This is a genomic window from Roseibium sp. ROS1, from assembly GCF_054658215.1.
The window spans coordinates 778,120-790,007 of the sequence record NZ_BAAGIG010000002.1 but is presented as its reverse complement, the minus strand read 5'-3'; the positions used below and the strand labels follow the sequence as shown (position 1 = coordinate 790,007).

The following is an 11,888-nucleotide window of genomic DNA, read 5'->3' as shown; positions in this document are numbered from 1 at the left end:
CCTTTGGCAGTAGAAGCTCGCCCAGTTGCGCAAAATCGTGCCCGTCATCAATTCGCTTTAGACCGGCACAGTTGCCAAGCCATGTGCAACGCCTGGCAGAAACTGAAAGTTGTCTATAATTTCCAAGAACTTGTCAGCTGTTCCCAACCAGGGTGACTGCAAGCTGCAAGCGGATGGAAGCTGCAGGTTCTTTGCGACTATTGCGGCAGTATTCTCGTTGAGATTCGGTCGTGATCTTGAGTGGAACACAATAGATTCAATCTTTTGGCGGTGCCTGCGCGTGCCGCAGTTGAAACTTCTCCCGTCTATCGCCGCGCACGCAGCCATATTTTGTCCAGCCGATCAAATATTTAGCAGCTATGTGGACAGCGGGCATGATGTGATTTCCTGACTTGTCGAACCGGGCGTTCCTCCTTATAGGAATGGTCTCGATGACCGCGAGCAACACCCATCGAGACAGCCCTTATCCCCATCGTCATTTGCTGGGCATAGAGGGCCTTCACCCCCACGAAATTCTGGGCCTTCTGGACCGGGCGGAAGAAGCCGTAGAGGTTTCCCGCCAGATCAGCAAACGACGGCTGGTCTTGCAGGGACGAACCCAGATCAACCTCTTTTTCGAGAACTCAACCCGCACCCAAAGTTCTTTTGAACTGGCCGGAAAACGGCTCGGGGCGGATGTGATGAACATGGCAGTGTCCCAGTCGTCTGTGAAAAAGGGCGAGACGCTGATCGATACGGCGGCAACGCTGAACGCCATGCACCCCGACCTTCTGGTGGTTCGCCACCACGCGGCCGGTGCGGTGCATCTTCTGGCGCGCAAGGTCGGCTGCTCCGTGGTCAATGCCGGCGACGGCCCGCATGAACACCCGACACAGGCCCTGCTCGACGCTCTTACAATCCGGCGACACAAGGGAAAGATCGCGCGGTTGACCGTGGCCATCTGCGGTGACATCGCCCATTCTCGCGTTGCCCGGTCCAATATCATTCTTTTGAACGCGCTCGGAGCGCGCGTCCGTGTTGTTGCCCCCACCACCCTCTTGCCGTCCGGCATCGCCAAGATGGGCGTCGAGGTCTTCACCAGCATGAAGGAAGGTCTCGAGGGTGCCGACATCGTCATGATGCTGCGCCTGCAGCGCGAGCGCATGAACGGTGCCTTCATTCCATCTGTAAGGGAATATTACCGCTACTACGGACTGGACGCGGAAAAGCTCGCCTATGCCAAGGAAGACGCCCTTGTCATGCATCCCGGGCCGATGAACCGCGGTGTCGAGATCGATGCCTCGATTGCCGATGGCGCCCAAAGCCTTATTCGCGAACAGGTGGAAATGGGCGTTGCCGTGCGCATGGCCGTGCTTGAAGCCCTTGCCGCCAATCTGCCGAACAACTGATCCAGGGGACAAGACACGTGGCTTACGACACACCCAAACCTCTGGTTCTCTCAAACGCCAGAGTGATTGACCCGGCACGCGGCCTGGATGCTCCAGGTTCCGTCATCATCGCGGACGGCACCATTCTCGCCGCCGGGCCGGAAGCTGCCAACCAGGGCTCTCCCTACGGTGCGGAAATTATCGACTGCAAGGGCGCGATCGCCTGTCCGGGCCTGATCGACTTCTGCGTCTCCGTCGGGGAACCGGGTGCAGAGCACCGGGAAACGCTCGCCAGTGCCTCCCAGGCTGCCGCAAGCGGCGGCGTGACGACAATTTGCACAATGCCCGATACGGATCCGGTCATTGATGATCCCGCGCTGGTCGATTTCATCCTGCGCCGGGCGCGTGACACGGCCATCGTCAACGTGTTGCCACTGGCCGCCTTGACCAAGGGCCTCAAGGGCGAGGAAATGGCCGAAATCGGCTTGCTGAAGGAAGCAGGAGCCGTTGCCTTCACCAACGGCCACAAGTCGGTAAAGAACGCTCAAGTGATGCGTCGCATGATGACCTATGCCCGCGATTTCGACGCGCTGGTCATCCACCACACGGAAGACCCGGACCTCGCCGGCGGGGTCATGAACGCCGGCCTGAACGCCAGTTGGAAAGGTCTTTCCGGTGTGCCGCGTGAAGCGGAAATCATCATGCTGGAGCGAGACCTGCGCCTGGTTGCCATGTCCAAGGGCAAGTACCACGCAAACCTCATTTCCACCTCTGACAGCGCAGACGTGGTTCGAGCAGGCAAGGCGAAAGGGCTGGACATCACCGCCGGGGTGTCGATCAATCACCTGACCCACAATGAAAACGACATCGGCGCCTATCGGACGTTCTTCAAGATGTCGCCCCCACTGCGCGATGAAGACGACCGGCAAGCGATGATCGCGGCTGTTGCCGACGGCACCATCGACATCATCTGCTCCAATCATGACCCGCAGGACGTGGAAACCAAACGTCATCCTTGGGCGGAAGCAGAAGACGGCGCAATCGGCCTTGAAACCCTTCTGGCGGCCGCCTTGCGGCTTTATCATTCCGAGCAGGTCGACCTTGTCACCCTGCTTGGCGCCATGACCTGTCGCCCGGCGGACCGGCTGGGACTGGAAACCGGACGCCTTTCCAAAGGGGCTCCGGCGGATGTGACAGTGTTCGATCCCGAGCGTCCCTGGGTCCTGGAAAAAAGTACCATCAAGTCACGTTCGAAAAATTCTCCCTTCGAGGATGCACGGTTCTCGGGGCGGGTGCTGCGCACGGTTGTCGGTGGTAAAACGGTTTTCAGCCACACCTGAACAAGCCCTTGTTTCCGTTCCAACGCTGATCCTGTTCGCGCCACAATTCTCCCTGAATCTGGCGCGAACGGAACTTCCAACGGAACATGCTGATGCGCCTGATCGCACTTGCCTTTCTGATACCCGCGCTGTTTACCGGCAGCGCTTCGGCGGCTGACCTCTACATTAAGTACAAGCTTTACGCCCTTGGGCTGCCTATCGGCTCCGGCGTCATGTCACTGGATGTCGACAGCAAGTCCTATTCCGTCAGCGCCAACGGCCAGACCGCCGCCTTCGGACGGCTGGTGTCTGACGGCAAAGGCACAGTTGAAGTCGCTGGAACCGCAGAAAAACTCGACCTGGAGCCAGCCCGCTACGCTCTTGATCTCAAGAGTGAAGACGAGACCGGAACCATCACCATGCGGATGCGCAAGGGCAGTATCGACGCTATCGAAGTTCGGCCGCCGCAGGATCGGATGAAGGAACGGGTCAAGGTAACCGCCGAGCATCTTAAGAGTGTTCTCGATCCCCTGACCGCCGCCGTGCTTCCGGCCCCGCAGGGCCTTGCAAAGGAGAGCTGCAACAGGACATTGCGCATCTTCGACGGCAAGGAACGTTACGACGTTCACCTGCAGTACAAATCCCGCAAGGCCACCAGAACGTCTGATGGCCGGTTCAAGGGCGACGTCATAGTCTGCGGTGTCCGTTACGAACCCATTTCCGGCCACCGGCCGAAGCGCAAGTCGATCCAGCAACTCGCGGCAAACAAGTCCATGGAAGTCTGGCTCGCACCAGTTGGTGACAAGCCGTATCTCGTCCCGCTCCGGGCCAGTATTTCCCTTCCGTTCGGGTCGCTGCTGGTGGAAGCGGAAAAATACAAGCTCTCGGAATAGACCCCGCGCTATTTCCCTGCAAAGACACTCTTTTCTCAGTTGCCGGACTTGATCCGGGCTGCCATGCAGTTACATTGCGATGGCTATTTATTATGCACGTCATTGGAGTATCGCGTGCCAGAACCGATCAGCTGGGCCTTTGCCTGGCCTTACTATCTCGCCGCCCTCGCCTTCGGCTATCTGCTCGGTTCGATTCCCTTCGGCCTGCTGTTCACGCGCATGGCCGGACTTGGAGACATCCGCCAAATCGGCTCGGGCAATATCGGCACCACCAACGTTCTGCGCACCGGCCGCAAATCTCTTGCAGCTGCCACGTTGCTGGGGGATGGATTGAAGGGCACCGTTGCCGTTCTGATCGTCAATCACTTCTACGGCCAGGAAATGGCTCTTATCGCCGGCCTTGGGGCGTTTCTCGGGCATCTCTTCCCGGTGTGGCTGAAGTTCAAGGGCGGCAAGGGTGTTGCAACCTACCTCGGCATTCTGCTTGGCCTCTATTGGCCGATGTTCCTGCTCGCGGCTGGCATCTGGATCGGTATGGCCTTTCTGTTCCGTTATTCGTCTCTGTCCGCACTGACGGCTACCCTGCTGACCCCGATCGTGCTCTATCTCGTTTTCCATCAGGTCCAGATAGCTCAGATGTTCGTCTTGCTGTCGGTGCTGCTATGGGCCAAGCATCACGAAAACATTGGGCGGCTTCTGCGTGGGGAAGAAAGCAAGATCGGCTCGAAATCCAAACCGGCGGCCAATGCTTCGTCTCCGCCCGGCGATGAAAGCGCGTGAACCGCGTCTCAGAAAATATAACTCCCGGCAACCTCTCCGAGGCGGAACGTCTGGCGTGGCTTCGACTAATACGATCGGAAAACGTCGGTCCCGTTACATTCGCGGAACTTCTGAAACACGCTGGCTCCGCTCAACGAGCGCTGGAGCTGCTTCCCGATCTTGCAAGGCGCGGCGGCAAGGCAAGCCGGATTTGTCCGCTTGAAGACGCTGAAGCCGAGCTGGACGCCCATGGGCGGATCGGGGCCCGTTTGATTGGCCTGCATGAACCCGACTATCCGCAACATCTTCGACATATCGACGGTCCGCCTCCGCTTCTGTCCGTCAAGGGCGGCACCTCCGCGCTGACCCGGGAGCGGATGATTGCGATCGTCGGTGCCCGTAACGCTTCACTCTCGGGCAGAAAACTTGCGACACGGTTTGCACAGGGGCTTGGAGCAGAAGGCTTTTCAATCGTGTCCGGCCTCGCCCGCGGGATCGATGCTGCCGCCCATGAAGCCTCACTACAAACAGGTACCATTGCCGTGTTTGCGGGAGGCATCAATGTGCTCTACCCGCCGGAACACGACAGGTTGCTTGCTGCCGTTCTCGACACAGGAGGCGCCGTCATCAGCGAGATGCCTCTTGGCTGGAAACCCCGCAGCCGGGATTTTCCCCGGCGCAACCGGCTGATTTCAGGCCTGTCTCTGGGGGTCATCGTTATCGAAGCCGCCAAGGCCTCCGGCTCTCTTCATACCGCTCGTTATGCTCTTGAGCAGAACAGGGACATCTTCGCTGTACCGGGTTCCCCCCTGGATCCGCGTTCGGAAGGTGCCAACGGCTTGATCCGGCAGGGTGCGGCACTTGTCTCGACCGCCGACGATGTGCTGGAAGGTCTTGGTGGTCGACTGGCACCAACCCTTCCCTTTGGCAGGCAGTTCCGCGAAGAGAGCGAAACCGCCCCTCTTTCCCGCTCCGAACCGGACGGAAAGCTGCGTGACCGCGTCCTTGCGGCGCTTGGTCCAACCCCGGTGGACATGGATGAATTGATACGCTTTGCGGATGGTGATGCGAGGTCGGTTCATGTCGTGCTGCTGGAACTCGAACTTGCCGGGCGCCTCGAAAGACACCGCGGCAACAAAATCTCCGCTTTGATGTAAGGGGCCGTTTTTCCTTGAATCTCAGTGGATAACCCGTATCTGGACCGAACCGCTTGACCCGGAAGGATCAAAGGTCCATTTGACAGGCGGCGCTTGATCCTTGATCGTCTGCGCCACTGAATTAGCACTCAGATCACCTTCTCCACCGGGCGGGGGCTCCGTATCCGGCAAAAATATTTTGGGTAAGAATGAACGTCGTCATTGTCGAATCGCCGGCGAAAGCCAAGACGATCAACAAATATCTCGGTTCCGACTATACGGTGCTGGCTTCCTACGGCCATGTGCGAGATCTGCCCGCCAAGGACGGCTCGGTGCTGCCGGACGACAATTTCGCCATGAGCTGGCAAGTGGATGCGAAGGCGCAGAAACGGCTGAGCGAGATCGCCAATGCGGTCAAGGATGCCGACCGCCTCATTCTCGCGACTGACCCCGACCGCGAAGGGGAAGCAATTTCGTGGCACGTTCTGGAAGTGCTGCAAAAGAAGAAGGTGCTGAAGGACAAGCAGGTCGAGCGCGTGGTTTTCAACGCGATCACCAAGAAGGCGATCCTGGAAGCGATGGACAATCCGCGCCAGCTGGATACCCCGCTGGTCGATGCCTATCTCGCTCGCCGAGCACTGGATTACCTGGTCGGTTTCACCCTGTCTCCGGTCCTGTGGCGCAAGCTGCCCGGTGCCCGTTCCGCCGGGCGCGTGCAGTCTGTTGCATTGCGGCTGATCTGCGACCGGGAAATGGAAATCGAAACCTTCAAGCCGCAGGAATACTGGTCGATCTTCGCCAACATGAAGACACCGACCGGGGACATGTTCCAGGCTGGCGTGACCGGTTTCGACGGCAAGAAAATCGGCCGTCTCGACATCAACAACGAAGCGGAAGCCACCGCGATCAAGACCATGCTGGAAAGCGCCAGCTTCAAGGTCGACAGCGTGGCTTCCAAACCTGCGAAGCGCAATCCGGCGGCGCCGTTCACCACCTCCACCCTGCAGCAGGAAGCCTCACGCAAACTCGGGTTTTCCGCATCGCGCACCATGCAGGTGGCGCAGAAGCTTTATGAGGGCATTTCAATCGGTGGCGAGACTTCCGGTCTCATCACCTACATGCGTACCGACGGCGTTCAGATTGCCGGCGAAGCGATCGCTGCCGCCCGCTCCGTAATCGCCAAGGATTTCGGTGACAATTACGTCCCGGCAAGCCCGCGCGTCTATACCTCCAAGGCAAAGAACGCCCAGGAAGCACACGAAGCGATCCGACCAACGGACCTTTCGCGTCGCCCAAAGGATGTCGCCAGGTTCCTGGATCCGGACCAGGCCAAGCTTTATGAGCTGGTGTGGAAACGGACCATGGCTTCTCAGATGGAGTCGGCCGTTCTGGAACGGACCACCATTGAGATTCTCGCCGACGGTTCCGGTAAACGCGCCAATCTGCGTGCCACTGGCTCCGTCGTCCGCTTCGACGGTTTTCTCGCGCTTTACCAGGAAGGCCGGGATGACGAGGAAGACGAGAACTCCAAGCGCCTGCCGGCGGTCGATGAAGGTGCCGCGCTGACGGCTGCCTCTGTCGACGGGACCGCACAAGCCATCGAAGCCTCGCAGCATTTCACGACACCGCCGCCGCGCTACACCGAAGCGAGCCTGGTCAAGAAGATGGAAGAGCTTGGCATCGGCCGGCCGTCCACCTATGCCTCGACGCTTCAGACCCTGCGCGACCGTGACTATGTCGAACTCGACAAGAAGCAGCTTGTTCCGATGGACAAGGGCCGCATTGTTACCGCGTTCCTGGAAAGCTTCTTCCAGCGCTATGTCGAATTCGACTTCACAGCGAGCCTGGAAGAACAGCTCGACAAGATTTCCGCAGGCGAGCTTTCCTGGCTCGACGTGCTGCGTGATTTCTGGACCGGGTTCTCCGGCGCGGTCGATGAAATCAAGGACCTGCGCGTTGCCCACGTCATCGACGCGCTGAACGAACTGCTCGGGCCGCATATCTTCCCGCCGAAGGAAGATGGCACCGATCCGCGCAAGTGCCCGTCCTGCGACACAGGTCAGCTATCGCTCAAGGTCAGCCGCTGGGGCGCTTTCATCGGCTGCTCCAACTATCCCGAGTGCGGCTTTACACGGCAGCTCGGCAAGCCGAGCGGTGAAGACGGCGAAGGTGACGACGGCCCGAAGGTTCTCGGCACCGATCCGGAAACCGGTCTTGACGTTTCCCTGCGCAACGGCCGCTTCGGCCCCTATGTTCAGCTGGGCGAAGAAGCTAAGCCGAAGCGAGCCTCCCTGCCCCGTGGCTGGTCCGCACCGGATATGGATCTGGAAAAGGCGCTGCAGCTTCTGTCGCTGCCACGCGAGGTGGGGCCACACCCGGAAGACGGCAAGATGATCTCGGCCGGTATCGGTCGCTACGGGCCGTTCGTGCTGCATGAAGGCACCTATGCCAACCTGTCCACGCCAGACGAAGTGTTCTCCGTCGGCATCAACCGTGCTGTTGATGCGCTGGCGCAGAAACGCGCCAAGGGGGGGGGCCGCGGCGGTGCAGCGGCAACGCCGCTGAAGGAGCTTGGCGAGCATCCGTCCGAAGGTGGCCCGATCAATGTCTATGACGGGCGCTATGGGCCTTACGTCAAGCACGGCAAGATCAACGCCACGCTACCGAAGGACACCGACCCCAAGGCCGTGACGATGGAACAGGCGCTGGAGCTGATCGCGGCAAAGGCCTCCAAGGGCGGCACCAAGAAGAAGGCGGCTGCCAAGAAACCTGCTGCGAAGAAAACAGCAACCAAAAAGACGACCACCAAGAAGACGACGGCAAAGTCATCCGCAAAGGCAAAGGTCGATGCGTCGTCCGAAGAGGTGCCCTGGGATGATGCGAGTTGAGCGCAAAACGGATTAACACGCGCAAGCACACCAATCGAAAACACGCCAAGGTTCCGGGTGAAATGCCATCACGCGAGGATATTCTCGCGTTTGTTGCAGATAACCCCGGGCGTGCGGGCAAGCGCGAGATTGCCCGTCATTTCGGTATTATCGGCGGGGCCCGCATCCATCTGAAAAAGATGTTGAAGGACCTGACCGACGACGGCCTGATGGAAAAGCGCAACAAGCGCATGATCCGTCCTGGCGATCTGCCGCCGGTTTTCGTGGCCAATCTCATTGCACGCGACCGGGACGGTGAGCTGATTGCGACCCCTGTCGACTGGGACGACGAGGCTGGCACTCCGCCGAAAATTCTGGTGCTGACCGGCAAGACCAAGGCGACGCAACCTGGCCTGGGTGACCGCGCACTCGTGCGCCTGACCGAAGCTGAGAGCGGCCCCGAAACAGAACATGTTGCCCGCGTCATCCGCGTTTTGGAAAAGCGTCAGGGTGCAATCCTCGGAATTCTGCGGAAGCGTGACGGCACCCGCCCGCCCTATCTCGAACCGATTGACCGCAAGCAGCGGGAACTCGACATTGATCCGCGTGACCTCAAGGACTCAGAGGACGGAGATCTTGTCAGCGTTCAGGTGACGCGCTCCGGCCGCTACGGCCATCCCGTCGCGTCGGTGGTTGAGCGCTTCGGCTCGATGAATTCGGAAAAGGCGGTTTCGGAGATCGCCCTGCAATCGCATGGCATTCCGCATGTCTTTCCGGCAGCTGTAGAAGCGCAGGCCGAGAGCGCAAAGCCGGTGGAGAAACTCGGCAAGCGCGAGGACTGGCGGCAGGTGCCGCTGATCACCATCGACCCGCCCGACGCAAAAGACCACGACGACGCCGTCTACGCCGAAGCGGACGAGGACCCTTCCAACGAAGGCGGCTATATTTGCTATGTGGCGATTGCGGATGTCGCATACTACGTCACCCCCGGCTCTCCGATGGACCGGGAAGCGAACCTGCGCGGCAACTCGGTCTATTTTCCCGACCGGGTGATCCCGATGCTGCCGGAGCGAATTTCCAACCAGCTCTGCTCGCTCCGGGAAAAGGAAGACAAGCCGGCGCTTGGCGTGCGAATGGTGTTCGACAAGACCGGACGCAAGACCGGGCACACCTTTCACAGGGTGCTGATGCGTTCGGCGGCAAAACTCTCCTATCTGCAGGCCCAGAAGGCGATTGACGGCACGACAGACGAGAAGACCGAAACCTTGCTCGACGGCGTCCTGAAGCCGCTATGGGCCGCTTACGCCGTGCTGAAGAAGGGACGCGAGGCGCGCGAACCGCTGGAACTCGATCTGCCGGAACGCAAGATCAAGCTGAAACCGGATGGAACTGTCGATCATGTCTATGTTCCGGAGCGTCTGGACGCCCACAAGCTGATCGAAGAATTCATGATCCAGGCGAACGTGGCAGCCGCCGAAACGCTGGAGCAGAAGAAAACGCCCCTGCTCTACCGGATCCACGATGCCTCGACCCCGGAAAAGCTGGAAAGCCTGAAAGACTTTCTGTCGACGATCAACATCAAGCTGCCGTCCTCCGGTGGTCTCCGCCCCTCCGCCTTCAACGGCATACTTGCCAAGGTGAAGGACACGCCGCAGGCCAATCTCGTCAACGAGGTGGTCTTGCGCAGCCAGGCCCAGGCAGAATACGCCCCGCAGAACATCGGCCATTTCGGCTTGAACCTGCGGCGATACGCGCATTTCACCTCACCGATCCGCCGGTATGCCGATCTGATCGTGCACCGTGGGCTGATATCCGCGCTCGGGCTTGGCAAGGATGGCTTGCCGGAAGGTATCGAGACGAAGCTTGAGGCCATCGGCGCTGAAATCTCGGCCGCTGAACGGCGGGCAATGCTTGCCGAACGCGACACCATCGACCGTCTGATTGCCCTTTGGATGAGCGACCAGATCGGCGCGAGTTTTCAGGGCAGAATTGCAGGGGTGGTCAAGTCCGGCATGTTTGTTCGCCTGTCCGACACAGGTGCCGACGGTTTCGTACCGGCCTCCACAATCGGCCTCGATTATTATCGCTATGACGAAGGGTCGCACGCCCTGATAGGTGACAAAACCGGCGAGACCTACCAACTTGGCGATCAAGTGGAGGTCCGGCTGGTGGAAGCAGCCCCCTTTGCCGGTGCACTGACATTCGAGCTGCTGAGCCACGGCAGCATTGCCGGCAAACGCATCCGGAAAGCCGCGCCGAAGGTGCGGCGTGGACCGCCGAAGGGCGGACGCAGCAAGGCCTCACCGAAGAAACAGGGTCGAAGGAGATCTTCGTGACGGTCCGGTATGAACTGCACGACAAACTGGAATCGCCGGAAACAGCATCCGAAAAACCGCGGCGCAATGTTCTTCAGGCCATGCTGCGCGGTGCCGGCAACCGGTGCATGAACTGCGGAAAAGGCAAGGTGTTCGATGGCTTCCTTCAGCCACACTATGCCTGCTCTGTCTGCGGTGAGGAGTTCCATCACCATCGCGCGGACGACGCCCCGCCCTATTTCACAATCACCATTGTCGGCCACATTATCGTTCCCGGCCTTCTGGCCGTGGAAGTGTTGTGGCATCCCGCGTTGTGGATCCATATGTCGCTCTGGGTGCCGCTGACGCTGATCCTGTCGCTGTCGCTTCTGCGACCGATCAAAGGCGCGCTGATCGGTCTGCAGTGGGCGCTCTACATGCATGGTTTTGACCCGGATGCGGAAGACGACACGCCTCCCATTCCGGTGCCTTCCGAAAGGGTTACATGAGCGGTTCGTTCGAAAAGCAGCTGGCAAAAGACGAAAAAGCCGGAAACTATCCGTATATCCGTCCCAAGGATGCCGCAACGCTGCTCATTCTAGACCGCGACGATCGGGGTTCCGTGAAGCTGCTGATGGGCCGTCGTCACATGCGCCATGCCTTCATGCCGGGAAAATTCGTGTTCCCTGGTGGCAGAGTGGATGTCTCCGATTCCCGTGTGACCGACGTGCTTCCCTATCATCCGGACGTCGAGGCAAAGCTTACGCAGGACCTGAAGAACGCCAAGTCTGCCGCGCGCGTTCGTGCGCTGGCCCTGGCCGCCATTCGGGAAACCTATGAAGAGGCCGGGCTGTTTATCGGCCGTCAGGCACACAACAACCACCTGCACCTTGGTACCGGCTTCGAGGCATTTGCCGAGCGCGGCATACAGCCCGACCTGAGCGGCCTTCGGATGATTGCGAGGGCCATCACCCCACCGCAACGCCCGCGACGCTTCGACACCCGTTTTCTGGCCGTCTGGGCGGACGCCATTGCCGACAGGTTGCCCGATGGAACCGGCCCGTCCGGCGAACTGGAAGACTGTGCCTGGCTGACTTTCGAAGAGGCGAGGCAGAAGGATCTGCCGATGATCACCAACAAGATCCTGACCGACCTGGAAGACAGGCTGGCGAAAGACCCTGAGCTTTCGCCGACGACGCCTGTCCCCTACTATTTCTTTCGCAAGGGCGGTTTCGTGAAGCAGGAGCTCTGAA

The 11,888-nt window shown here is 59.8% G+C and carries 9 protein-coding genes; all 9 read left to right on the top strand.

Annotated elements, in window-relative coordinates; translation table 11 throughout:
• The first annotated feature begins 431 nt into the window (after positions 1-431).
• The 9 genes from ACYQ6M_RS11840 (at position 432) to ACYQ6M_RS11800 (ending at position 11,887) form a co-directional block, all read left to right on the top strand.
• Positions 432-1,388, top strand: a complete 957-nt coding sequence (locus ACYQ6M_RS11840) for an aspartate carbamoyltransferase catalytic subunit (protein ID WP_055656461.1) — start codon at positions 432-434, stop codon at positions 1,386-1,388.
• Positions 1,389-1,405: 17 nt separating this feature from the next.
• Positions 1,406-2,707, top strand: coding sequence for a dihydroorotase (locus ACYQ6M_RS11835; RefSeq protein WP_031270764.1), 1,302 nt, complete (start codon positions 1,406-1,408; stop codon positions 2,705-2,707).
• Between the two features lie 92 nt (positions 2,708-2,799).
• Positions 2,800-3,579 (top strand): DUF3108 domain-containing protein, encoded by a 780-nt coding sequence (locus ACYQ6M_RS11830; RefSeq protein WP_460073957.1) that lies wholly within the window; start codon positions 2,800-2,802, stop codon positions 3,577-3,579.
• 114 nt (positions 3,580-3,693) lie between these two features.
• Positions 3,694-4,359, top strand: coding sequence for a glycerol-3-phosphate 1-O-acyltransferase PlsY (gene plsY / locus ACYQ6M_RS11825; protein WP_031270763.1), 666 nt, complete (start codon positions 3,694-3,696; stop codon positions 4,357-4,359).
• Positions 4,356-5,495, top strand: coding sequence for a DNA-processing protein DprA (gene dprA / locus ACYQ6M_RS11820; protein WP_077290068.1), 1,140 nt, complete (start codon positions 4,356-4,358; stop codon positions 5,493-5,495). Before plsY ends, dprA begins: the two co-directional genes overlap by 4 nt.
• 188 nt (positions 5,496-5,683) lie before the next feature.
• Positions 5,684-8,362 carry a type I DNA topoisomerase gene (topA, locus tag ACYQ6M_RS11815; protein WP_460073953.1) on the top strand — a complete coding sequence of 893 codons (2,679 nt, stop codon included), beginning with the start codon at positions 5,684-5,686 and terminating at the stop codon, positions 8,360-8,362.
• 62 nt (positions 8,363-8,424) lie between these two features.
• Positions 8,425-10,677 carry a ribonuclease R gene (gene rnr / locus ACYQ6M_RS11810; RefSeq protein ID WP_062489011.1) on the top strand — a complete coding sequence of 751 codons (2,253 nt, stop codon included), beginning with the start codon at positions 8,425-8,427 and terminating at the stop codon, positions 10,675-10,677.
• The gene (locus tag ACYQ6M_RS11805; protein WP_173017394.1) at positions 10,674-11,144 is read left to right on the top strand and encodes a DUF983 domain-containing protein; all 471 of its coding nucleotides are present in this window, start codon (positions 10,674-10,676) and stop codon (positions 11,142-11,144) included. Before rnr ends, ACYQ6M_RS11805 begins: the two co-directional genes overlap by 4 nt.
• Positions 11,141-11,887: an NUDIX hydrolase gene (locus ACYQ6M_RS11800; RefSeq protein ID WP_023004049.1), complete on the top strand. Its 747-nt coding sequence runs from the start codon at positions 11,141-11,143 to the stop codon at positions 11,885-11,887. The genes ACYQ6M_RS11805 and ACYQ6M_RS11800 overlap by 4 nt, the downstream gene beginning before the upstream one ends.
• Position 11,888 lies beyond the last annotated feature (1 nt).